Annotated in this window: 15 protein-coding genes; 4 read left to right on the forward strand and 11 right to left on the reverse strand. The window is 67.7% G+C overall.

Annotated features, from left to right (window positions below; translation table 11 throughout):
- Positions 1-8: 8 nt before the first annotated feature.
- Positions 9-1,811, forward strand: coding sequence for a phospho-sugar mutase (locus E8A74_RS05815; RefSeq protein WP_136927918.1), 1,803 nt, complete (start codon positions 9-11; stop codon positions 1,809-1,811).
- Between the two features lie 817 nt (positions 1,812-2,628).
- On the opposite strand, the gene E8A74_RS05820 is transcribed toward E8A74_RS05815, so the two are convergent.
- Entirely contained in the window at positions 2,629-4,068 is a 1,440-nt protein-coding gene (locus E8A74_RS05820; RefSeq protein WP_136927919.1) for a helix-turn-helix domain-containing protein, read from the reverse strand.
- 201 nt (positions 4,069-4,269) lie between these two features.
- On the opposite strand from E8A74_RS05820, the gene aceB reads away from it, so the two are divergent.
- Both aceB and aceA read left to right on the forward strand, forming a co-directional pair.
- Entirely contained in the window at positions 4,270-5,910 is a 1,641-nt protein-coding gene (aceB, locus tag E8A74_RS05825) for a malate synthase A (RefSeq protein ID WP_136927920.1), read from the forward strand.
- Between the two features lie 21 nt (positions 5,911-5,931).
- On the forward strand, positions 5,932-7,218 hold the full coding sequence (aceA, locus tag E8A74_RS05830) for an isocitrate lyase (RefSeq protein ID WP_136927921.1): 1,287 nt from the start codon (positions 5,932-5,934) through the stop codon (positions 7,216-7,218).
- A gap of 119 nt (positions 7,219-7,337) precedes the next feature.
- Here aceA and murI read toward each other — a convergent pair whose 3' ends face one another.
- Both murI and E8A74_RS05840 read right to left on the reverse strand, forming a co-directional pair.
- Positions 7,338-8,165 (reverse strand): glutamate racemase, encoded by an 828-nt coding sequence (murI, locus tag E8A74_RS05835; protein WP_232379394.1) that lies wholly within the window; start codon positions 8,163-8,165, stop codon positions 7,338-7,340.
- Entirely contained in the window at positions 8,162-9,508 is a 1,347-nt protein-coding gene (locus E8A74_RS05840; RefSeq protein ID WP_136927922.1) for a homoserine dehydrogenase, read from the reverse strand. Before E8A74_RS05840 ends, murI begins: the two co-directional genes overlap by 4 nt.
- A 113-nt stretch (positions 9,509-9,621) precedes the next feature.
- Between E8A74_RS05840 and E8A74_RS05845 the strand changes: the two genes are divergently transcribed.
- Positions 9,622-11,538, forward strand: a complete 1,917-nt coding sequence (locus tag E8A74_RS05845) for a type VI secretion system contractile sheath domain-containing protein (RefSeq protein WP_232379395.1) — start codon at positions 9,622-9,624, stop codon at positions 11,536-11,538.
- 118 nt (positions 11,539-11,656) lie between these two features.
- Here E8A74_RS05845 and tssC read toward each other — a convergent pair whose 3' ends face one another.
- The 8 genes from tssC to tssJ all read right to left on the reverse strand — a co-directional run bounded on the left by tssC (position 11,657) and on the right by tssJ (position 23,333).
- Positions 11,657-13,141 (reverse strand): type VI secretion system contractile sheath large subunit, encoded by a 1,485-nt coding sequence (gene tssC / locus E8A74_RS05850; RefSeq protein WP_136927923.1) that lies wholly within the window; start codon positions 13,139-13,141, stop codon positions 11,657-11,659.
- A 3-nt stretch (positions 13,142-13,144) separates the two neighbouring features.
- Entirely contained in the window at positions 13,145-13,636 is a 492-nt protein-coding gene (gene tssB / locus E8A74_RS05855; protein WP_136927924.1) for a type VI secretion system contractile sheath small subunit, read from the reverse strand.
- A 195-nt stretch (positions 13,637-13,831) separates the two neighbouring features.
- Positions 13,832-15,553, reverse strand: coding sequence for a type VI secretion system protein TssA (gene tssA / locus E8A74_RS05860; RefSeq protein ID WP_136927925.1), 1,722 nt, complete (start codon positions 15,551-15,553; stop codon positions 13,832-13,834).
- 87 nt (positions 15,554-15,640) lie between these two features.
- Positions 15,641-16,618 carry a type VI secretion system-associated protein TagF gene (gene tagF / locus E8A74_RS05865; RefSeq protein ID WP_136928013.1) on the reverse strand — a complete coding sequence of 326 codons (978 nt, stop codon included), beginning with the start codon at positions 16,616-16,618 and terminating at the stop codon, positions 15,641-15,643.
- 117 nt (positions 16,619-16,735) lie between these two features.
- A complete protein-coding gene (tssM, locus tag E8A74_RS05870) occupies positions 16,736-20,494 on the reverse strand; it encodes a type VI secretion system membrane subunit TssM (RefSeq protein WP_136927926.1) in 3,759 nt (1,252 codons plus the stop codon).
- A 39-nt stretch (positions 20,495-20,533) separates the two neighbouring features.
- Positions 20,534-21,211 carry a DotU family type IV/VI secretion system protein gene (locus tag E8A74_RS05875; protein WP_136927927.1) on the reverse strand — a complete coding sequence of 226 codons (678 nt, stop codon included), beginning with the start codon at positions 21,209-21,211 and terminating at the stop codon, positions 20,534-20,536.
- A 35-nt stretch (positions 21,212-21,246) separates the two neighbouring features.
- Complete coding sequence (gene tssK / locus E8A74_RS05880) at positions 21,247-22,605, reverse strand: type VI secretion system baseplate subunit TssK (RefSeq protein ID WP_136927928.1); 1,359 nt, start codon at positions 22,603-22,605, stop codon at positions 21,247-21,249.
- 38 nt (positions 22,606-22,643) lie between these two features.
- A complete protein-coding gene (tssJ, locus tag E8A74_RS05885; protein ID WP_232379396.1) occupies positions 22,644-23,333 on the reverse strand; it encodes a type VI secretion system lipoprotein TssJ in 690 nt (229 codons plus the stop codon).
- Positions 23,334-23,425 lie beyond the last annotated feature (92 nt).

The following is a 23,425-nucleotide window of genomic DNA, read 5'->3' on the forward strand; positions in this document are numbered from 1 at the left end:
TCGGCACGATGACCGACCTCCTCCTGCGCGCCCAACGCTGGCTCGAAGCCGACCCCGATCCTGACACCCGCGCCGAGCTCGCCCGCCTGACGGAGCTCGCCTCTTCCGCCGAAGATCCGGCGCAGAAGGCGAGCGCGCTGCGGGAGCTCGGCGAGCGCTTTGCGGGCCCGCTCGAGTTCGGCACGGCGGGGCTTCGAGGCGTCATCGGCGCGGGCGAGACGCGCATGAACCGCGCGGTCGTGCTCCGGACGTCGGCCGGGCTCGCGCGGTATCTCCTCGCGGCGGACGAGGCTGCGGCGCGCGCGCGGGGGGTCGTGATCGGGTACGACGGCCGGCGGATGAGCCGCGAGTTCGCCGAGGACACCGCGTGCACCCTCGCTGCGGCCGGCGTCCCGGCGATCCTCTCGCCGATCCCCTGCCCCACGCCCGTCACGGCGTATGCGGCGACTGAACTCGGGGCCGTGGCGGGCGTCATGATCACGGCCAGCCATAACCCGCCCGAGTACAACGGCTACAAGGTCTACTGGGGCAACGGCGCGCAGATCATCCCGCCGCACGACAAGGGCATCGCGGCCGCGATCGATGCCTCCCCGGCGGCGAAGGACGTGCCGCGGATGGACCTCGACGAGGCCCGCGCGAAGGGGCTCGTTCGTTCGTTCCCGAACGACCTCGACGATCGGTATCTCGCCGCGATCGCTGCGCTCTCGGTGCGGGGCGACGGGGATCGTTCGCTCTCGATCGTGTACACGCCGCTGCATGGCGTGGGGAACCGGCTCGTGCGGGCGGCGCTCGCGGCGGCGGGGTATTCCCGGGTCACGACCGTGCCCGAGCAGGCGGAGCCGGACGGCGCGTTCCCGACGGTCGCGTTCCCGAACCCCGAGGAGAAGGGCGCGATGGATCTCTCCTTCGCGCTCGCGGCGCGTGAGGGTGCGACGCTCATCCTGGCGAACGATCCCGACGTCGATCGCCTCGCCGTCGCCGTGCGCCGCCCCGAGGGCGGGTACACGCAGCTCACGGGCAACCAGGTCGGCACGTTGCTCGGCCATTACCTGCTCACGCGCACGCCGGCTTGTTTGTCGGACGATGCCCCTGTCGAGGATGCTCCGAAGAAGCTCGTGATCGCGTCGATCGTCTCGTCGCCCATGCTCGGCGCGATCGCGCGCGCGCATGGGGTCCGGTACGAGGAGACGTTGACCGGCTTCAAGTGGATCGCGAATCGCGCGATGGATCTCGAACGTGCGGAGGGCGCGGCGTTCGTCTTCGGGTACGAGGAGGCGCTCGGGTACACGGTGGGCACGCTCGTGCGTGACAAGGATGGCATCGGCGCGGCGCTCCTCTTTGCTGAGCTTGCGAGCGTGATCCAGGCCGGTGGCAAGAGCGTGCTCGACGAGCTCGAAGCCCTCTCGCGCCGGTATGGCCTCTACGCGAGCGGGCAGCGCTCGGTGACTTTGCCTGGCACCGAGGGCATAACGCAGATTCAGGCTGCGATGGATCGGCTGCGTGCGTCGAAGCCCTCGCGCGTGGGTGCGCTCGCTGTGCTTGCGCTCTCGGATTTCCAGGCGCAGGTCCGCACGCTCCCGGATGGGCGGACCGAGCCGCTCACGCTCCCGAAGAGCAACATGATCGCGCTGGATCTCGAGGGGGGGAGCCGCATCATCGCGCGGCCGAGCGGGACCGAGCCCAAGATCAAGTTCTACTTCGACATCCGTGAGCCCATCACGCCGGGCGAGGCGCTCTCTGCGGCCGAAGGGCGCGCGAAGACGCGCATGAGCGAGCTCGAAACGGCGCTCTCCGCGATCGTCGGCATCTGAGCGGTGTTGGCGCATCGATCACCTCGTGGTCGATGCGCACGAGCCCTCGCGTGGTCCGGGACAAGACCCGGCGCGGCGGCCCGCATGCAGATCCATGCTCGGGCAAGCGGCGGAGCGAGCGGGCGAGATCCGGACGCCGGCCGGACATGTGCCCTCTGCCGCCTTCGGTGCGTGTTCGGCAGCGCAACCGATGCTTCCGCTGGGTGACCGTCCGAGGGACGTTGCCTGCCCCCTGACGTCGACTTGGATCCTTTCGGGTCGTCCTCCGTGACAAGGCCCGTCGAGGGCTGACGCGCGATGCCTGGCGGCTCGACAAGGCCCCTCGGCCGCCTCCGGCCCTTGTCTCGCGGCTCGACCTTCCACGGGGAACACGCCTCGCCATGTGTCTGGCGGCGAGACGCTTGCCCTTCTGCGCGGACGAACCTTGTCCGACTTCGTGACCGATGCCCTGTGGCGGAGCCGTGACTTGTCACGACGCAGAACAGACGAGCACGAGGACCGATGTCGCCTGCCGACAACGCGCAGAAGCAACGGCTCGGTGAGAACCTATCGAAGCCGAGCGCCTCGCGGACCTCGCCGTCTCCCCCTGGGCCTCGGTCCGCGCTGCGCTCTTCGTTGGCGGCCTCGTCACCCGCCTTGTCCACGCCGCGGCCTTCGCTGGCAGACTCCTCACCCACCTTGTCCGCGCCCGTTCGATGAACTGCGCATCGCGCAGTTCATCGACCCTGGGTCCAGCCCCTGGCTGGTCCGGGTCCAGGGGTGGACAACCCCTGGTCGGGGCCCGGGGTGAAACCCCGGCGCTCCCCTCCCCCCCACCTCATCGCTTCGGCGTCGGCCCGAAGAAGCTCACACCACGCAGGTTCTCGTCGATGCGGAGCGGGTGCTGCATCGGTGGGAAGACGCGTTGCTCGCAGTCGTGGTGCTCGCAGAGCCTGCAGGTGACGCCGACGGGGACGAGGGCTTCGTGGCTCTCCACGTCGACGCCGTCGGAGTAGACGAGTTCTTTGGCGAACCTTGCTTCGCAACCGATGCTCACGGAGAGCATTGAGTGGGGGGCGTGGTAGCCGCCTCGATCGTTGCGTACGGTCCTTGCGATGCAGAAGTACCTTGTCCCGTCGGTCATGCGGGAGAGCTGCACCCGGATCATGCCTGGGGTCAGGAAGGCTGTGTGGACGGCCCAGCGGGGGCAGGCTCCGTTGAAGCGGGCGAAGCGGATGCCTGAGCCGCTGAAGCGTTTGGAGATGTTGCCGGCGATGTCGATGCGTAGGAAGTGGAAGGGCACGCCTTCTGCGCTTGGGCGGCGCAGGGTGGTCAACCGGTGGCAGACTTGCTCGAAGCTCGTGCCGAAGCGGTGGGCCAAAAGCTCGATGTCGTATCGCTCGGCGCGCGCGGCCTCGTAGAACGGCACGTAGGGCATGAGCAGCGCGGCGGCGAAGTAGTTTGCGAGGGCGACGCGGGCGAGGGCGCGGGATTCGGGGTTGGAGAGACCGCTCTCGCTTTCGAGCAGCTTGTCGATGGTGTCGCTTGCCGCGAGTAGACCGATCTGGTGTGCGAGCTGGAAGCGCCGGCTGCGCGGCGGCAGGAGCTCGGACAGGCTGAGGCGCCTTGCTTCGCGATCGTAGCGGCGCATGGCTTTGCGTTCGTCGGCCACGTGCAGCAGGCGGACTTCGACGCCGTGCTCTTGATCGAGGTGGCGTACGAGGGAACGGTAGACGTCGTCGGATTCGAGCCGGCTGCGGGCGCGGACTTCGTCGGCGGCGTCTTCGAGGGTGGGGAAGTGGTTCATGTGCCGCTGGATCAGGTCGTTGACCTCTTCCGTGGGCAATCGCGTGGGCTCCATGCCGGCCACGCCCTCGCCGCCTTCGAGTCGCTCGGAGAGGGTTTCGGCGGATTCTCGGGTATCGCGATAGGCGCGATAGAGGGAGATCACGGCTTTTGCGAGGGCGGGTGAGCTTCCTGCGAGCTCCTTCAGATCGCTCGTCGTCACGTTGTGGTTGTCGAAGAGGGGATCGCCGAAGGCTTCGCGCAGGTCGGAGACGATCGAGGCGTCTCCGCTTGTCCCGAACGTGGACAGGTCGAGTTCGAAGAGCTGCGCCAGCTTGATGAGCATGGGCGCTGTGAGGGGGCGCCGGTTGTTCTCGATCAGGTTGAGGTAGCTCGGGGAGATCCCCAGCCGGTCGGCGAGTTGGCCTTGCGTCATGTTTTCGCGTCGACGCAGTGCCCTCACCTTTCCGCCCAGCATCGTATTTTCGGCCATAGCGCAAAGCGGCGGAGCTCTTGCGGTTTGCTCGGTGACCGCCAAGGGGAGTTTACAATCTTTACAAGCGTGACCGCAAGTCAAACGTTGGAACCATACATACGTAACATCATGAATTTGTTTCGTTCATTGACGACAGAAGGCAAAGACCAAATAGTTCTTATGTCACGACGCGCAGCGTTGGACGCGGAGCGTTGAGCCATGCACGGAACCTCCTCGCAGGTCGCCATCCTCGGTACGAAATCCCCCTCCCAGGACGATGTGCTCACGCCCGAGGCGCTTCGCTTCGTGGCCGAGCTCACGCGCACCTTTCGCGGGCGCATCGACGCGCTCCTCGCCCGACGAGCCGAGCGGCGCGCGCGCTTCCGCGCCGGCGAACGCCCCGAATTCCTCGAAGAGACGGCCGAGCTCCGCGCCGCCCCTTGGTCCGTCGCGGCCATCCCCGACGACATCCAGGATCGCCGCGTCGAGATCACCGGCCCCGTCGACCGGAAGATGATCATCAATGCCCTGAACTCCGGCGCGAACGTGTTCATGGCCGACTTCGAAGACGCGACGTCGCCGACATTCGCGAACCTCGTCGAAGGGCAAAAAAATCTCGCCGACGCCGTGCGCGGCACGATCGGCTACGTCGATCCCACGTCGGGCAAGTCGTACACGCTCGGCGAGCGAACGGCCGTCCTCTTCGTTCGACCGCGTGGGCTGCATCTGCCGGAGAAACACGTGCTCGTGGACGGTCTGCCCGTGCCCGGGTCGCTCTTCGATTTCGGCGTGTACTTCTTTCACAACGCCTGCGCCCTCGTGGAGCGCGGCAAGCGCCCCTATTTCTACCTGCCGAAGCTCGAGAGCCACCTCGAGGCGCGCCTCTGGAACGACGTCTTTTTGCGCGCGCAGGCCGAGATGGATCTGCCGCCCGGCACCCTTCGCGCCACCGTGCTCATCGAGACGCTGCCCGCTGCGTTCGAGATGGACGAGATCCTCTACGAGCTGCGCGAGCACTCGGCCGGGCTGAACTGCGGCCGCTGGGACTACATTTTCAGCTTCATCAAGAAGCTCGGAGCGGACCCGGCATTCATCCTGCCAGACCGTGGCCTCATCACGATGGATCGTCCGTTCCTGAAGGCCTACACGGACCTCGTCGTCAAGACGTGCCACCGCCGCGGCGCCCACGCGATGGGCGGAATGGCCGCGCAGATCCCGATCAAAGGCGACGAGGCGCGCGGACGTGCCGCCCTGGACAAGGTCCGAGCAGACAAACTCCGCGAGGTGCACGCGGGACACGACGGGACGTGGGTCGCGCACCCGGGGCTCGTGCCGATCGCGCGGCAGATCTTCGACGCGCACATGGACGGACCGAACCAGCTCGACGTGAAGCGCGAAGACGTGCGGGTCCTCGCGGAGGATCTGCTGCGTGTCCCCGACGGTCCGCGCACGGAGGCAGGGCTGCGGCACAACATCAAGGTCGGCATCCTCTACATCGAGGCATGGCTACGCGGCGTGGGATGCGTGCCGCTCTACGACCTGATGGAGGACGCCGCGACGGCCGAGATCTGCCGCGCGCAGGTCTGGCAGTGGCACCACCACGGCGTGTCCGTCGAGGGCACGCCGCTCGATCACGCGCGGCTCATCCGGACGATCGACGAGACGATGGAAGAGCTCGCGAAAGAGCGCGGCGCCGAGGCCTTCGCCCACGGTCGCTTCGAGGAGGCCCGCGAGCTCTTCACGACGCTGAGCACCTCGGACGATCTCGAGGAGTTCCTCACGCTGCCCGCGTACGAACGTCTCCTCGCCCTGTCTTCCAGGTTGGCGGGGGAAACCGACACGTCGCCCGTCGCTGCATGAACCGCTGAAGGAGAGAGACCCATGTCCGTCGCGTACCCGCTGCCCGTTCGATCGTCCGCCGTCCCTAGCACTGGCCTCGTGCCGAACCGCTGGGAGGGCATCGCCCGTCCGTACACGGAGGCCGACGTCGAGCGGCTACGCGGCTCGTTCCACATCGAGCACACGATCGCGAAGCTCGGCGCGCAGCGGCTCTGGGAGCTCCTGCACACCGAGGACTACGTGGCAGCGCTCGGCGCCCTGACGGGCAACCAGGCCATGCAGCAGGTGCGCGCCGGGCTGAAGGCGATCTACCTGAGCGGCTGGCAGGTCGCAGCGGACGCGAACCTCTCCGGCGAGATGTACCCGGATCAAAGTCTCTACCCGGCGAACAGCGTCCCGAGCGTGGTGCGCCGGATCAACCAAGCCCTGCTCCGCGCCGACCAGATCGAGCACGCCGAGGGCAAACGCGAGCGGCACTGGCTCGCGCCGATCGTGGCCGACGCAGAGGCCGGCTTCGGCGGTCCGCTGAACGCCTTCGAGCTGATGAAGGGGATGATCGAGGCCGGCGCCGCAGGCGTGCATTTCGAGGACCAGCTCGCCTCGGAGAAGAAGTGCGGCCACATGGGCGGCAAGGTGCTGGTGCCAACGAGCCAGTTCATCCGGACGCTCGTGGCCGCGCGGCTCGCGTCGGACGTGATGGGCGTGCCGACGCTCCTCGTGGCCCGCACGGACGCCGACAGCGCGAAGCTGCTGACGAGCGACGTGGATCCGCGGGATCGTCCGTTCCTGACGGGGCAACGCACGCCCGAGGGGTTCTTCCAGTTCAAGGGCGGGCTCGACGCCGCGATCGCGCGCGCGCTCGCCTACGCGCCCTACGCGGACATGATCTGGTGCGAGACGAGCACGCCGGACCTCGACGAAGCGCGCAAGTTCGCCGAGGGCGTGCACGAAAAGTTCCCGGGCAAGCTGCTCGCCTACAACTGCTCGCCGTCGTTCAACTGGAAGAAGAACCTCGACGATCTGACGATCGCGAAGTTCCAGCGCGAGCTCGGCGCGATGGGCTACAAGTTCCAGTTCGTCACGCTGGCCGGCTTCCACGCGCTGAACCACGGGATGTACGAGCTCGCCCGCGAGTACAAGGTGCGCGGCATGAGCGCCTACTCGGAGCTGCAACAAGCCGAGTTCGCCGCCGAGAAGGCCGGCTACACGGCCACGCGCCACCAGCGCGAGGTGGGCACGGGTTATTTCGATCAGGTCGCGCAGGTCGTCTCGGGTGGCCTCGCCTCGACCCTCGCGCTGAACGAGTCGACGGAGGCCCACCAGTTTTAGAGCGGTGCGACGGGGTTTCACCCCGGACCCCGACCAGGGGTTGTCCACCCCTGGACCCGGACCAGGCACGGCCTGGACCGAGGGTGCAAAGGCCGCGATGCGGCCTTTGCAACGGGCGGTCAGAGATCGATCTGGTGCACGTCGCCGAGCGGCTCGCCCAGGAATCGCTCGGCGACCGTGGAGAAGCTCTTCGGGAGGTCCGTCACGAAGAGCTCGAGCTTGCCCCGCGAAGTCCGCGACGTGTGTTGTCCGCGCTCGGCGAGGAACGCCGAGACGTCGTCCGCCGTCGCCGACGCGCTGTCCACAATCGGAATCGGCTTGCCCGCAAGCAAGGCCGCCTCCGCCTCGATCACCTGCTGGAGCAGGGGGAAATGCGTGCATCCAAGGACCACGCAGCGCGCCCCCGCGCGCACGAGGGGTTCGAGGTAACGCTGCGAGACGAGCCGCGGCACCTCCCCTTCGAGCCACCCCTCCTCCGCCAGCGAGACGAGCAGCGGCGCAGGCTGGCCAAACACCTCGGTCCGCGTGGAGAGCGAAGCCACCGCACGCGGATACGCGCCCGAGGTGATCGTGCCGGTCGTGCCGAGCACCCCCACCGCCCCGCCCTCCGCCGCCGCCACCGCCGCCCGCGCGCCCGGCACGATCACGCCAAGCACGGGCCTATCGAGCTCGACGCGCAACATGTCGAGCGCGACGGCGCTCACGGTGTTGCACGCGACCACGATCGCCTTCACGCCGCGATTCACGAGGACCCGCGCGCACCCGAGCGCATACCGCACGACCGTCTCCGCCGATCGCGTGCCGTAAGGCACACGCGCCGTGTCGCCGAGGTAAACGATGTCCTCCGCGGGGCAGCGCGCACGAAGCGCGCGCACGACGGTCAACCCACCGAGGCCGGAGTCGAAGACGCCAAGCGGCGCATCGGGATCCAGGTGCGAGGTCGTCACGAGACCTCGATGCGATACAGGCGCGGCGGCGCGGCGAAGAGGCCCTCCGCGCGCATCCGTTCGAGCGCAGCCGTCACGTTCCCTTCCCGCGCCACGTGGGTGAGGACCACGATGTCCACAGGATCCCCCGGCGTCGCAGGGCGCTCCGGCTGCACCATCTGCTCCAAGCTCACGCCAAGCTCCCCGAGCCCGCCCGCAATCCGCGCCATGAGCCCCGGCCGCTCCGGCGCCGAGAGGCGCAGGTAATACCGCGTCTCGATGTCCTCCTGAGGCTTCAGCGGGCGCGGCTCCATCGCAATGCCCCGCGTGAGCAGCCCCGACGCGCCGGCCACGATCGAGCGCCCGACGTCGAGGATGTCGCTCACCACGCTCACGGCCGTCGGCAGATCCCCAGCGCCGCGGCCATAAAGCATGCACGGGCCAAGCGCGCGGCCTTCGAGCAGGATCGCGTTCAAGACGCCCGACACGTTCGCGAGCACGCTCGTCTTCGGGATGAGCGTCGGGTGGACACGGAGCTCGATCGCGTCGCCGAAATCACGGCCGATCGCGAGGTGCTTGATCACGTAGCCGAAGCGCTCGGCATACCGATGATCCCGCTCCTCGATGCCCTCGATCCCCTCGACGTGGAGCGCGCTCGCCGGGACACGCGCGCCGAAGGCCAGCATCGCCAGCACGCAGAGCTTGTGCGCGGCGTCGTGGCCGCCCGTGTCGAGCGAGGGATCGGCCTCGGCATACCCCTTCGCCTGGGCCTCGCGCACCGCCGCGTCGAGGCCGAGCCCGCCCTCGCGCATGCGCCCGAGCACGTAGTTGCAGGTGCCGTTGACGATGCCCGCGAGCCGCTCGACCCAGTCGCTCGCGAACGCCTCGCGCAGGGTGCGGATGATGGGGATGCCGCCGCCGACGGCGCCCTCGAACGCGAGATCGGTCCCGCGCGCAATCGCGAGGTCGACGAGGCGCGGCCCATGCTTGGCCAGGAGCAGCTTGTTCGCCGTGACGACGCCTTTCCCCGCCGAGATCGCGCGCTCCACGAGCTCGAGCGCGGCCCCCTCGCCGCCCATCACCTCGACGACGACGTCGATCTCCGGGTCGTCGACGACGTCCTCGGGGCGCGTCGTGATCCAGCGCGGATCACAGGCCGCGACGCGCTCTTTCGCGGGATCACGGACGAGCACCCGGCGCACTTCGAGCGGCGCGCCGACCCGGCCTTCGAGCCACCGCGCGTTCGCCGCGCAAAGCTCGAGCACGCCGCCGCCCACCGTGCCACACCCGAGCAGGCCGAGTCGGATCGATCCACGCCGCGGAGACGTCGTCGAGGGGTCCTCGGCGTTCGCAGGGCCACGCATGGGCGCGGAGCTTAGCAGGGCCCGGCCCGCGTCAAAGAAAGCCGCAGAGCCGTGATTCAGGCCCCGCGATTGCCGCTTCTCCCGCGCGCGCTCCCCCCCTACACTTCGCAGCCATGGCCGCCGAAACGAAGGGCTTCATGAAGGGTGGGATGAACTTCAACGTGGGCGAAGAGAGCCCCGAGCAAATGGAGCAGGTCGAGGGGCCGCTCCTGCCGCTCCGCGTGCTCGTCGTCGCGGATCTCTTGCCGCGCGACGAGCACAACGCCGGCGCCAGCGCGCCCGAGCTCGCGGTGCGGGTCGATCCGCTCGCGTTCGACGACCTCTTCACGCGCCTGCGCCCGCGCGTCGCCCTCGAGGTGCCGAGCGTGCTCGCCGAGGGCAACCGCGCGCGCGTCGATCTCGCGCCGACGAGCCTCAAGAGCTTCCGGCCCGATGGACTGCTCGCCGAGGTCCCGCTCCTCCGCTCGCTCCTCGACGGCAAGCTGACGCTGGAGAAGCTCCGCGACGGCACCATCGATCGTGATCAAGCCCGCGTCGAGCTCGACCGGATCTGGAACGGTTCGCCCTTCGTGCGTGACGTCCTCCGCCTCGTCTCGGAGGCCGGCAGCGCGCCCCGCGCCGCCGCGTTCTCCGCGCCCGCGCAGAGCACGACCGACGCGTCGGTGGCCTCGATCCTCGACATGGTCGAGACCGGTCCGAGCCGCGCCGAGTCGACGCCCGCGCCCGTCGTGCCCACGCGGCCGCAGGCCCCCGCCGCCGACGCCCGCTTCGGCGCGCTCATCTCGGCCGTCGCGAACGCCGGCAAGTCGAGCTCGGCCCGCTTCAGCCCGCAAGAGGCCATCCAGCGCGTCGAGAAGGCCCTCGGCGCGCAGCTCGGCGCGATCCTCCAGCACCCCGAGGTGCGCCGCCTGGAGGAGGCCTGGCGTGGCCTCCAGCTCTTCGCCGATCGCTCGAAGGGGACGAAGGGCCTCAAAATAGACGTCGTCTGCGCGCGGCCCGAGCTCGCGGCGATGGCGCTCGAACGCGCGGTCCGCCACAACGCCGGCGGCGAGCCCCCGGTCTCCTGCGCGATCGTGGACATCACGATCACCGGCACCTCCGCGACGCTCGCCCAGCTCGAAGAGATCGCCCGCGTCGCCGAATCGCAGACCGTGCCCGTCGTGCTGAACGCGTCGCACGCGCTCCTCGGCCTGGATCGGCTCGGCGATCTCGAACGGCTCGACAACAAGATCGCCCTCTTCTCCACGCCGGATCAGGTGCGCTGGCAATCGACGGCACAGAAGCCCGCGATGCGCTGGGTGACGATGGCGATGAACGGCATCCTCGCGCGCGCCGCCTACGACAAGTCGACCTCGCGCGTGCGCGAGGCCGTCATCAAGGAAGAGCCCGCAGACGAGGGCGCGATGGTCTGGATCGCGCCGGCCTACGGCGTGGGCGCGCTCGTCACGCAGAGCTTCCGCGAGACGCGCTGGCCATGCCGGGTCGTGGGCGCCAGGAGCGGCGGCACGCTCGAAAACCTCACGATCCACGAGGTGCGAGGGCACGTCGACGACGCCGAGGTCGTGGCGATCCCGACGCAGGCGTTCGTCTCGACAGATTCGCAACGCGAGCTCTCCAAGGCAGGCGTGCTCCTCCTCGCGTCGGCCCCGAACAGCGACGCGGTCTATGTGCTCGCCGCCCCGACGTCCTACGTCCCGCCGCCCAAGCGCACGTACGACAGCGCCTCGACGGAGCCCGAAGCGCGGCTCGAGCGGGTCTCCTTGGTCGATCAGCTCTTCGTGGCCCGGATCGTCCAGTTCCTGCGGGTCATCGCCGGCCGTTTGCCCGGGAACGTCGCGCCCTCCGAGGCAAAATCGCTCGTGGATCGCTCGCTCTGGGCGCTCTTCGAGGACGCCAAGCCCGGCAGCTTGGAGATCGTGGTGAACGCGCACGCGACCTCGGACGGCACCGCCGTCGCCGTCACGATCCGCCCGCGCCGCTTCCTCGGCGTCGCCCTGGAAGAGTTTTCCCTCGAGTTCCTCGTCGGCTGATCGATCACGGGGGCCGGCGCGCGCCGGTCCCCCGCCCTCGCCCACGCGAATCACAAAAACACGAAGGCCGGCTCTTTCGAGCCGGCCTTTCGCGTTTGTCGGAATCAGCCGAAGCGGCTCATTCCTTGTCGAGCTTGCCGACGAGGCTCAACGTGAAGAATGCGCCCATGTACTTGAAGTGCGGGCGCACCTGCATGTCGACCTTGTACCAACCGGCGTTGCCCTCGACCTCGGTCACGATGATACGCGCCTTGCGGAGGGGGCGACGGCCGCGGATGCTCGCCGAGACGACGTCCTGATCGGCGACGAACTGCGAGATCCAGTCGTTGAGCTCCTTCTCGAGATCGGCGCGCTCCTTCCACGTACCGATCTGCTCGCGCTGCAGCACCTTCAGGTAGTGCGCGATGCGGGCCATGATGAACATGTACGGGAGCTGCGTGCCGAGGCGATAGTTGAGCTCGGCGGCGCGGCCCTCCTCGCTCTGGCCGAAGTACTTCGGCTTCTGCACGCTGTTCGCCGAGAAGAAGCACGCGTTGTCCGAGTCCTTGCGGTAGGTGAGGCCGATGAAGCCCTCCTCCGAAAGCTCGTACTCGCGGCGCTCCGTGAGCATGATCTCGGTGGGGATCTTCGTCTGGATCTCGCCCATCGCCTCGTACTGGTGGAGCGGCAGGTTCTCGACCGAGCCGCCCGCCTGCGGGCCGATGATGTTCGGGCACCAGCGGTACTTGGCGAAGCTGTCCGCCAGGCGCGTCGCGAACGCGAAGACGGCGTTGCCCCAGCAATACGAATCGTGCTGGCCGATGACGTTCTCCTCGTAGTTGAACTCCTTCACGGGCACGGTGTTCGCGCCGTAGGGGAGGCGGAGGAGGAAACGCGGCATCACGAGGCCGACGTAGCGGGAGTCCTCGGTCTCGCGGAAGGCGTTGTACTTCGTGTACTGCGGGCCTTCGAAGAGCGCCTTGAGGTCCTTCAGGTTCGGCAGGTTCAGGTAGTCCTTCAGGCCGAAGAACTGCGGGCCGGCCGCGGCGATGAAGGGCGCGTGCGACATCGTCGCGACGGAGGCGCACTTCTGCAGGAGGCTGATGTCCTGCGGGCCCGGGCCGAACTCGTAGTTCGCGATGATCGCGCCGTAGGGACGGCCGCCGAACTGGCCGAACTCCGCCGAGTAGACGAGCTTGTAAAGGCCGCTCTTGGGCACCTCGGGGGCGTCCTCGAAATCGGCGAGCAGGTCTTCCTTCGAGCAGTTCAAAAGCTCGACCTTGACGTTCTCGCGGAAGTCCGTGCGGTCCACGACGAACTTGAGGCCGCGCCACGCCGACTCCAGCTTCTGGAACGTCGGGTGGTGGAGGATCTCGTCGATCTGGCGCGAGAGCTTCGCGTCGATCTCCGCGATCAGCGCATCGACGAGGGCCTTGTCGACCTTCTCGCCCTCGCGCTTCGGCGCGATGAGCTCGGCGATGAAGGCCTGGACGCCGCGCTTGGCGACCTCGTAGCCCTCGTCGCCCGGAGCCATCTTGGTCTCCGAGAGGATGTCGTCGAGAAGGCTGCCACCTTCGAGCGTCTGTACGCCCGCGCCGCCTTGCGCCTGATGCTCGGAAGCCATCGGTTACTCCTCCCCCTGCTTCAGACCGAGCTCGTTGATGAGCCGGTTGCGCTGGGCCGGATCGTTCAAGATCGTCTGAATCTTGTTGCGGAACGCCTTCTCGTTTCCGAGCGGCCCCTTCAGCGCGGTGAGCGCGGCGCGGAGCTCGAGCAGCTTCTTCAGCTCGGGAACCTGGTTGGCGATCGCCGCAGGCTCCATGTCCGACAAACGCCGGAACTTGAGGTTGACGTTGAGCTCGTTGTCCTCGTTCTCCGACAGGCGATCCTTGACCGCCATGTTGAGCGAGAGCTTCTGCTCCGCCATCACCTTCTGGAAGTTGTCCTTGTCGACGTTGATGGGCTTCCGATCCTCGAGCGGCGTCGGGTCGGGGCGCATGGTGTAGTCGCCAAGCATGAGGAGCTTCAGCGGGAGCTCGACCTCTTCCTTCGCGTTCCCCGTCGCTGGCTTGTACGTGATGTTCACGCGTTCTTTCGGCGCGACTGATCCTTCTTTCATCGCGGAAGGCTCCTTTCCCCTACGCTTGGGAGCTACATGCTCCGAGCGGCCTTTCCGAGCCGCCCTACGTTGAATACGTGATTGCCGTCAGGTCGGGGCCCACCTCGACTGGCGGCCCGAGAATACCGCAAACTACCCCGACCTCGTCCATCGTTATCTTTCCGAACGAGTTCCCTCGTTTCACTACGCGGGCGCTCAGGTGATCGAGATGCGGAAGGCCGCCGCGGCGTCCAGCTCGCAGAGACGCTCGAACGCCTCGTTCTCGCGCTTACGCGCTTCCTCGCTCACCTCGTATCCCTGGTTCAACCCGCGGAGCGCCGTGTAGAGCGCCCCATAAAGCTCCGCGCAGAGCTCCGGATCCCACTCGTCGAGTTTGTGCTGCTTCGCCATGCGCTCGAGCCCGTCGAGCTGCGCGCGCGCGATCGCGAGCTGCCCGAGCTGCAGACAAACCTGCGCGATCGCGAGCTTGCCGCGGAACTTGTCGACCGGCGTGACCGCCTGCCCCGCGACCTTCGCCACGGCCTGGATGGCCCCGAGCGGATCGCCATTCTCGATGAGGTTCCGCGCCTCGCCGATCGCCTTGTCGAGCGCGCGGAACCCCTTGCCTCCCGGCGCGCCGCCCGCCGCCGCGCCACCACCGCCCCCACCACCGCCCGATCCGAGGACCGGACGAACCTCGGCGTCGATCCAGGCCTTCGTGAGATCGTCGGCGAGCGGGACGCCGTCGTTGAACGTGAACTCCACGAGCGTCGGCGCGCGCTGCAAGAGGAGCGCGACCTCGCGCAAATGCGTGAGCTTCGCGTCCGTATACCCGAGCTGCTCGAGCGCATTCGAGACGTGCCGGTGCGGATCGAGCCAGAGCCGATGCTCCGATACGACCTCGTCGACCGACGCGAGGATCCCATCCCAGTTGCTCGCCTCGGCCATGCCGTCGAACGCGCCGCGCACGTGATCCGGCGGCGAAGGCAGGTAGGTTTGTCCGCCCTCGGCCGGCGGATCCTGCTGCATGAAGAGCCAGAGCCCGGTGCGGCTCATCCGATACGCAAACGCGCTCGAAGGATCGGCCGCGCGCAGCGCATCACCCGCGCGCATGAGCAAGGTGCTCACCTGATCGAGCACCACGTTCGCCGAGTCCGCGTCCGTGATGGCCGTTCCATCCGGCACTTCGACCGGCGCCGTCTCCACGGCCGGCGCGGAATACGCAGGCGGAGGCGGCGGCGCTTGGCGCGCGACGGCCGCTGGCGGAGGCGGCGCAGCACGCTCGACGGGCGGAGGAGGCGGCGGCGGCGGCGGAGGAGGAGGAGGCGGCGGCGGAGGAGGAGGAGGCGGCGGCGGCGGCGGCGGAGCTTCCTTCGGGACACTCGCGAGCATGCGCCGCGACGACTCGCGCAAGGACCCCATGCCCGGGTACGCGTCGCCGAGTTTGTCCCGTAGCTCTCCGTCGAGCTGGCGGGTCTGTTGCTCGAGCGCGCCGACGAGGTCCGCGTCCTTCGCGGTCGGGTTGAAGGTCCCGATCGCGGCCGCGACCTGATCGCCGTACCAGCTCATCAAGTTGCCGCGCGTGCGCGGGCGCTTGATCGGCGGATACATCTTGTCCCAGAACGCCGTGTTCAGCTCGTTGATGACCACGAGCCCATCGACCGCGCCCTGGACCCCGTCCGTGTGCGCCTTCGCCGCCGCGTAATACACCGCGAGGCGAAAGTCCTTCGACTTCTCGCTGAGCAGCTCCTCGGCGTTCGTCACGATCTTCGCCCAGTCGATCTTGCCGCCCTCGAGGGACTGCGCCTTGTCGACCTCGGCCTTGATCGCCTCGAAGAGCTCGTCGTACGAGACGTCCTGCCCAACACCCCCCGAGATCGGCTCGATCAACGCCGACACTCGGTTCTTTGCCGCTTCCACCGCGTCACTCGCCGCCATGGACGGCATCATACCCGCGGGTCGCGCAGGTTCGCACCACGTGTGCGCGCCTCGAACGAAACGCGCGTCGTTCGGGCGCGGGGCGCGTTATTGCGAGAGGCCGTCGAGGAAGCCCGAGATCGTGAGCTCGGAGCGCGCCACGAGGGCGTCGAGCTGCACGCCGAGGGCACGACGCGAGGTGGGCTCGTCGACCGTCGGAGGACGGCAGAGCTCCACCACGTGATCGGCATAACCCGTCGGCGCGATGAGCTCACGGAACGAGGCCACGTGCGGCGGACCGAGGTGGAGGAGCATCGTCTGCTGCGGAACCCAGAAGGCATTGAGCAGCGTGTTCTTCCAGCGCGAGAGGCGGAGCGTCATGTCCATCCACACCGCCGCCGCGTACGCGTCGCCCGCGCCGAGCGGGAGGCGAATGCAGAGCCCCGTCTTCGGGTTCTCCTGGCCGATGAACGGCTCGACCGACGCGAAGACGTTCTGCAAGACCCAGAAGCGGCCCGCATCCGTGCCGAAGCCCGTCTCCCACAGCGCCTTCATCGACTGCGTGGTGAGCCACGAGCGATACCCGGCGCCCGCGGCGTCCGCGTCGTCGAGCGAAGGAGGGACGATGCGCGAAACGCGATCGACGAACGCGTCGACCGGGAGCGTTCGCCCGCTCGTGGCGACCTCGTACGACGAGGCGAGCAGCGACCAGAGCGCGATCGGGAGCGATGCGCCGGCCGACACGAGCTGGCCGTAATCGTACGAAGCAAAAACGACCATCGGGTACGTACGACCCGCGTTGTCGCCGCTCGCGGCCCAGGCGCCGACCATGCCGCGCGTGGGAGGTTCGTCGCCTTTGCCTTCACCGTGAAAGATGAAGAGCCCGACGGAAGGCTGGTACGCCGCGTCGAACGAGGAGCCGAGCGCGCGATGCGCGAAATCGAGGCCCCCGCCGAGCCAGCGATCGAACGCCGCAAGCTCGTCTCCGCCGGCATTGAAGCGGATGAAATCACCCGTCGCAGGCAGCTTGCCGAAGCAGCCAATCTGCGGGGGACTCGAAGGACCCTTCTTCTTTCGCCAGAACATCACCGGCCCGGCTCACAAATACACGAGCCCCCTGTTTTTACAAGGGGGCGTGCTGCCGCGGGCGAACCCTGGGAGGGCATTCCACAGGCTGCTACGCGGCGCCTGTGGAACGCCATCTCAAGAACCCTTCTTGCCGCCGAAGCTGTCGCCAATGCTGGGGGGGCAGTTGGTCGCGCGGAAGAAGCTGTTGACGAATGGATGATTGGCGCGGGTGGGGCGCACTTCCATCGTCACCGTCACGGGAGGCGCGGTCATCTGCCACGTCACCGTGAACACGCTGTCCTTGTCCTTCTCGGCCGTCGTCGTGCCCGCCTCGAACAAGCGGAAGATGCCCCAGGGGCCTTCCCGCACGAGCTCCTCGTCGAGCCCGCCCGCGCCACGCACGCGCAGGCGCGCGCCGGTCTGCTTCTCGCCCGGCCAGGTGAACGTGTGCCAGAACTCCTTCTCGTTCCGGTACTGGCGCTTCTGGCCGTCGATCTCGAAGAGCACCTCGCTGACGATCGGGCTCACCGTCTTCAGGTTGACGTGGAACGTCACCTGCGGTTTGTCGCCGCCGCCGCTCGGCCACAGGGCCTCGGTGATCTCGTGCGCCTTGTGCAGGCAGGGATAAAGCATCGCGTTGAAGGGCGTGAACGGCTTCGCCGGCTTCGGACGACCTTCGAGGCCGCCCTTCGGGATGAAGTCGTGGCCCACGCGGATGTGGAAGTCGTTGAGGTGCTGCTCGTAGAAGCCCCAGAGGATGCCCTCCTTCGGCTTCAAGAAGGCGACCACGTCCTCGAACGAAGCGTCACGCGACGCCGCGAGATCAAACGGATACCGATCCTTGATGTTCTCGCGGAAGGGCGGCCAGACGACGACCTCCCAAAGCCCGCTCGCGGACCCGCCGGCGCTGCGCATGACGGCCTTGTAGGCCTGGCGGAGAGGGTTCATGAGCAGCGGCGTCATGAGCTCCTGGCCCGTCTCGTCCATCTTGAGCAGGAGCTTCTCGGTCTCGCGCACGGCCTCGCCGAACTTTTCGCGCGCGCCCTGCGTGCTCGCGCCGGGCGGAGCGTCCTCGATGCCGCCCATCTCGGCCGCGAGCTGCTCGAGGTGGCCGATGTACTTCGAGAGCTCGGCCGGCTTCGGAGGCGGCGGAGCCACGCCCTCCGCCGTCTGCTTGGGCTGCTCGGGCACGCCGAAGCGCACCATCGAGCGGAACTTGTCCGGGATCGGATCGTAGATGCCCGGCGCGCCGCCGCCGCCGAAGTTCACGAGCTGCGAGAGGCGGCCGCTCGTGCCGGTGCGCGTGCTGAACGACGAGTCGATCCGGCGCTTCACGCGCTCCTTGACCTGATCGAGCACGCCGCCGTCCGCCATGACCTGCTGCTCGGCCTGGTTCTCGAGGACGTCGAACTGCGTGTTGTCCTCGAGCGCGCGGAGCAGGCGCTGGTAGGGCCAGTCCGGCGTGGAGAGGACACGGAACTCCTCGATCGCCTCTTTGTTGTTCGGCGGGATCTCGACGAGGATGTCCCGGAAGAACTCGAGCCACTCGCGGATGTACTGCGCGTCGTAGTCCTGCCGCACGCGCGCGAGGGCCTGCGCGATCTTGTCGCCCTGGCGCTCTTCTTCCTGCGTCAGCGGCACGACCCAGCGCTCGCGATCGAGGACCTTGATGCCCTCTTCGAGGCTCGCGACGACCTGCGCGTGGCCCTTCGCCGTGTACGGACCACGGACGACGAACCACTTGCTCGTGCGCTCCTTCTGCGCGCTCCGCACCTTGCTCAGCACCTCGGGGCGATCCGAGAAGAGATCGTCGAGCGAGAGGGGCGGGTACTTCAGGTTCTCGCGCGTGTTCGGGCCGTTCTCGTCGTACTTCTCGTCGATGAGCGCGGTGACGAACCGGTCGTAGTAACGCTGCGTGGGGCCGACGCGGGCGAGGATGTCGCGCGTGCGCTCCACGGTGCGCTTGTCGAGCTCCTCGCCCCGGATCGCGCCGCGGCGGAGGAGGTCGACGTAGTACTTCACATGCGGCGCGAGCTTCGCCTTGAGGTCCGCCTCGGGGATGTCCGTCGTCGGGCGGAGGATGTCGGTCCAGAGCTGCAGGAGCTTGCCCGTCTCCCACGCCGTCTCGGACTCGGGGAGCAGGTGGATCCGGTGCTCGTCGGCGAGCAGGAGGTACGTCTTGAGGTCGTTGTACTCCTCGAGGTACTTGCCGCCGGTCGCCGCGTTGAGGCGCTCTTCGAGGCGCGCGCGCACAGGCTTGACGAAGCCCTCGCGCAAGGACGCGATGTACTGGTCCTTCGTCGGCTCGAAGAGTTTGTCGCCCTGATACATCCCCCAGCGGTAGCTCACGGGCGCGCCCTCCTCGCGGTACTGATCGAGGAGCTGGGCGTGCGCGCGGAGGTTGTCGAGCTTGTCGACCTTCTCCAGCGGCGAGCTGCCGTCGGTCCACTTCACGCCCGCCGCCTCGCCCGAGATCCGCGAGGTCTCGGCCACGAGCGCGCGGTTGTTCGCGAACGACATCACGGACGGGATGAGCAGGACGACCGCGAGCGCCGCCGCCGCGAACGCCGCCGCGAAGCGCTGGAACCGCTGCCTCCGGACCTCGGCCGCGGTGCGCGCCGCGATGTCCTGGTCCGGGAAGATGACGTTCATGAAGACGTCGCGGAGGAAGTAGCTCTTCGCCTCCGTGGCGCCCGCCGTCGACGACTCGTCCGCGATCGCCGGACGCAGGCCGAACGCGCTCATCATCGTGCCGAGGACACGATCGAGGGGTTTGCCCTCCTGCACGCCGCTCGTCATGTAGAAGCCGCGCATGATCGGCGTCGCCAACCCCGCCGTCTTCGAGGGCTGGAACGCGACGTTCAGGAAGTGCGAGAGGTTGCTCTTGATCGCCGCGAACTCGAGCGGGAACTGGAAGACCTTCTCCTTCGTCCCGCGGTTGCGCTCGGTGACCATGCGGCGGAGCGCGCGGTCGTGCATGCGCTCGACGAGCGTGTCGAACTCGGCGTCGAAGAGCTTGCCGGGCTCGCTCTTGTTCGCGTCGAGCTTGACGGTCGCGCCGAAGCCCTGGCCACGCTCGCTCTTCTTGAGATCGCCGAAGAACTCGACGAACCCGGAGATGAGGTCCACCTTCGTGAACATCACGTAGACGGGCAGGACCATCTTGAGCGTCGACTGCATCTCGTCGATGCGCGCGCGGACCTTCTTCGCGATCGACTCGACCTGCTCCTCCGTCGCGTCGACGAGCTCCGAGATGCTCACCGCGCAGACGACGCCGTTCACGGGCTTGTCCGGGCGATACTTGAGGAGCTGCTCGAGGAAGGCCATCCACTCGTCGTGGTCATCGGCCTCGGTCGTGTAACGGCCGGCGGTGTCGAGGAGGATCGCCTCGTTCGTGAACCACCAGTCGCAGTTGCGCGTGCCGCCGACGCCGCGAACACCGCCGCCCGCGGGATCGAGGTACGGGAACACGAGGCCCGAGTGGCGCAGCGCGGTCGTCTTGCCCGCGCCGGGCGGGCCGACCATCACGTACCAGGGCAACGAGTACAGCGCGTTCGTGCCGCCCCCGAGCTTCGAGGACTTGAGCGCGTTGATGCCCTCCTGGAGCTGGCGATGCAGCTCCTGGATCTCGGCACGCCGCTCGGGCTTCGCGTTGAGCGCTTGCTCCTGGGCCTGCTGCGCGATCGCCTTCTCCAGCGCGCGCGCCGCACGCGCCGCGCGGATCCGTCGATACACGACGAGACCCACGAGCCCGAGGACCACGGCCGCCGTGATGGCGATCGGGATCCACGTCGGGAACACTTCGGCGCTCGGCCCAGGCCCTGTGGGTCTCAGGATGAACCACACGCCCCAGACCAGGGCGAGGAACAGGGCGCTCAGGATCCACAGCCACATGCAACGTCTCCCTCGGTCCGGAGCTTCTTCCCCGGGACTCTACTTGCCGCCGCCGAGCAGTCTCTTGATGGCTTCGGCAGTCGAGTCGGCGTTCGAGCCGATGATGAGCCAAAGGATGAAGATCACGATCAGCGCCAGGATGAGGAACCCGATCGCGATGAAGAGATACGGCAGCTCGCGACGAACGGCGCCACCGCCGCCGTCCTTGCGCTCCGCGTTCGGCGAGAGCTGATCTCCCCCGCCTTCCGCCAGCGCCACGTAGTTGCCGAGTCCCTCCACCACCGCCTGGAGCCCCTCCTGGTGTCGCAAACGATATTTCCCCTGAAAGCCAAGGGCCAAACAGAGGAAGTAGATTTGTGCGACATGCGAGCGGTTGCGCTGGCCGTGCAGGTTGTCCAGGTTCACGAAGAACTGGTCGCCGGCCGTGTTGAGCTGGAAGAACTGGAGCTGCAGCGGGTTACTGAGCCACTGCGTCTTGCCCGGCCAGCTCGAGTGGTAGATGACCTCGTCGGCGAAGGCCGCGAGCGCGAACTTCGCGTCGATCATGTCCTGCTCGGGGATCCGAGCCTCGCGACCGTTCTGCATCATCGTGTCGAAGAGCTGCAGGACGCGGCGCTGAAGGATGTCCGGCGCAGGCAGATCTCGAGAGTTCCTGAGCTGCAGGATCAGCGACAGGACATCCGAGCAGACCCAATACATCGACTGCGACAGGCTCATGCGCTCCCCATGATCTCAAAAGCCGCGCGCTTCATTCACTTGCCGCCCTGGACCGCGATCAGCCGCAGATCGACCTTCTGCGGGTCGATCGGCTGGTAGATGGCGATCGTGCCAGAGCCGAGGATATCGTTCCAGTAATCGCCAGCCTGGTCGACGCGGAGGTAGATGACGCCCGGCTTGACCGGGATCGCGCCCGGGGGCCGGTACTCGACCGCGACACGAACGCCCGGCATGGCTGCGTTCAGGATGTAACCGATCTGCGTCCACGACCCCATCTTGAGGAGCCGCGGCAAACGCTCGCGCAACGTCGCTTCGTCCGCGCCCTTCGCTTCGAGGAAGAGCTCGTGCGTGCGCGGGAGCTTCGGATCCTCGAACTTGCCGAGGTACATGCCGTCCTCGCGCTTCTCGAGCGGCACGACGGTGTAGTTCTCCGCGAGCACGCTCGCGACGAGCGTGAGCGCGCGATCGAAGACCGGCTCGAACACGCCCTCGAGATCGAGGTAGTTGAACTTCGGGATCGACGTCGGATCACCGTCCGCCGCGAACGTGCAGAGCTCGCCGATCAGCGACGCGATGAGGACGTAGCAATCCTCGGGGTGCGCGTTGCCGTGATCGACCATGTGCGAGACGGCGGGGATGAACGCGTTCAGCGTGTGGAGCATCCAGAACTTCGCCGTGTCGGAGAACTGGAAGTCGACCGACGCCGCCGTGCGAAGCCTGCGCCCCTCGGCGAGCGACTTCTGCTTGCCCACCATCGCCGAGAGAATGCGCCGCATCCCCGACATGATGTGGTCGGAGCTGCCGATGTGCGGGATCGGCGGGATGAAGCTCTTCTTGAGGACGATCGCGCCCGTCCTATCCCGCACGAGCTGCCCGATCCGCACGGTCTGGTACGCGTCGCGCGGCTCGGTGCCGAAGAGGATACGGAGGTTGTAACGCGCCCACACGACCGAGGTGTCGTTGCGGCCCGTCGTCAAATCAGGGACCGTCGTCGACGACGCGACGAACCGGATCGCCGGGTTCGCCTTCGCCGGATCGAGCGCGACGTTCGGGTGCGTATCGCGCACGTTCGGGATCGCCACGAAGACGTCGAGCGCTTCGAGCGCCGCCGGGAACACGCCCTCGAGCGGCCTCGCCTCGACCACGTCCTCGCCGCGATCCCCAACGAAGAACGGCGTGCCGTCGGGGAAGAAGCCGTGACACTTGACGAGCTTGAGTTGTCCCGCGGCGAGGGCGCGCTCGTCGAACTGCACGCCCATCACGCCCCACGGATAACTCAAAAGCGCGTTGGTCCGCGCTTGGAGCAGCGCCTCGTGGTACTGGTCCCCTTGCTGAAGATGCTGAGGGGTCATGAAGAGCCCCTCGGTCCAGACGGGCTTGCGCGGGTGGATCATATCGCCCGGTCAGTCTTATCAGAACTCGCCGCGCGGCCCTAGGGGGCCGGGGCGGCGGCCTTCGGCGGAGCGTTGCCGCCCGACGCCTTGGGGAGGTTGACCCTGCGGACCGATGTCGCGTTCGGGAACATCGATTCGTCGAATTCGCTGCCGTTGTCGATCTTCGTGGACTCGACGAAGAAGGCAGTCTTGGGGTCGGCCTGCGCACCGGCGTCGCTCTCGCGGCCGCCGCACTGGGCCTCGCCTGGCATCAAAGGAAACGCGTAGAACGTCTTCCAGCTCTGCCCCTTGGGGCTGTGGAAGAGCGCGACGCCTCCGAGCGTGCTCGCCTCCTTCGCACGCTCGAACTTCACCTCCACGAGATCGTTCGGGAAAACGCTGACTTCGTCCATCTTGACGATGTCGTCGGCGAGGACCTCCTTGTCGGAGAGGAGGACCTCGTCGTACGTCGCGTTCTGCATCCGCATCTCGTCCTTGAGCTGATACAGCCGGATGACGACGGGGCGCGGGTTCTGGTTCTCGTTCGGGTTGATGTTGTCCGCGGCGTAGATGCGAAGCGTGACGATCTGGACGTCACACGGCTTCGGCGCGGCAGGTGGCGGCGCGGATCCGCAGCCGATCGCAAACGAGGAGAGCACGCCAAGCCCGAGCCCGAGGAAGGAGAGAGAGGCAAGGGCCAGGGCCGCGCGCTTGCGTTTCCAGGAGGTGGTGGACGCTGAGGCCGCCATGGCCCTCCTTTTTATCGGAAGGTGCGGCGAGTGGCCTAGCTTTTTGCCGAAAGCGTCGGCCCAAAAACCAAAAGGCCCCCCTCGCCAAGCGC

This window comes from Polyangium fumosum (assembly GCF_005144585.1).
GTDB lineage: Bacteria > Myxococcota_A > Polyangia > Polyangiales > Polyangiaceae > Polyangium > Polyangium fumosum.

Coding starts and splice junctions, on each gene's coding strand:
- tagF (WP_136928013.1), bottom strand. CDS start 16,618: ATGTTCTGGCGAAAGAAGAAGGGTCCTTCGAGTCCCCCGCAGATTGGC.
- aceB (WP_136927920.1), top strand. CDS start 4,270: ATGCACGGAACCTCCTCGCAGGTCGCCATCCTCGGTACGAAATCCCCC.
- tssC (WP_136927923.1), bottom strand. CDS start 13,141: ATGGCTTCCGAGCATCAGGCGCAAGGCGGCGCGGGCGTACAGACGCTC.
- E8A74_RS05815 (WP_136927918.1), top strand. CDS start 9: ATGACCGACCTCCTCCTGCGCGCCCAACGCTGGCTCGAAGCCGACCCC.
- tssA (WP_136927925.1), bottom strand. CDS start 15,553: ATGGCGGCGAGTGACGCGGTGGAAGCGGCAAAGAACCGAGTGTCGGCG.
- aceA (WP_136927921.1), top strand. CDS start 5,932: ATGTCCGTCGCGTACCCGCTGCCCGTTCGATCGTCCGCCGTCCCTAGC.
- E8A74_RS05875 (WP_136927927.1), bottom strand. CDS start 21,211: ATGAGCCTGTCGCAGTCGATGTATTGGGTCTGCTCGGATGTCCTGTCG.
- E8A74_RS05820 (WP_136927919.1), bottom strand. CDS start 4,068: ATGGCCGAAAATACGATGCTGGGCGGAAAGGTGAGGGCACTGCGTCGA.
- tssM (WP_136927926.1), bottom strand. CDS start 20,494: ATGTGGCTGTGGATCCTGAGCGCCCTGTTCCTCGCCCTGGTCTGGGGC.
- E8A74_RS05845 (WP_232379395.1), top strand. CDS start 9,622: ATGGCCGCCGAAACGAAGGGCTTCATGAAGGGTGGGATGAACTTCAAC.
- tssB (WP_136927924.1), bottom strand. CDS start 13,636: ATGAAAGAAGGATCAGTCGCGCCGAAAGAACGCGTGAACATCACGTAC.
- tssJ (WP_232379396.1), bottom strand. CDS start 23,333: ATGGCGGCCTCAGCGTCCACCACCTCCTGGAAACGCAAGCGCGCGGCC.
- tssK (WP_136927928.1), bottom strand. CDS start 22,605: ATGATCCACCCGCGCAAGCCCGTCTGGACCGAGGGGCTCTTCATGACC.
- E8A74_RS05840 (WP_136927922.1), bottom strand. CDS start 9,508: ATGCGTGGCCCTGCGAACGCCGAGGACCCCTCGACGACGTCTCCGCGG.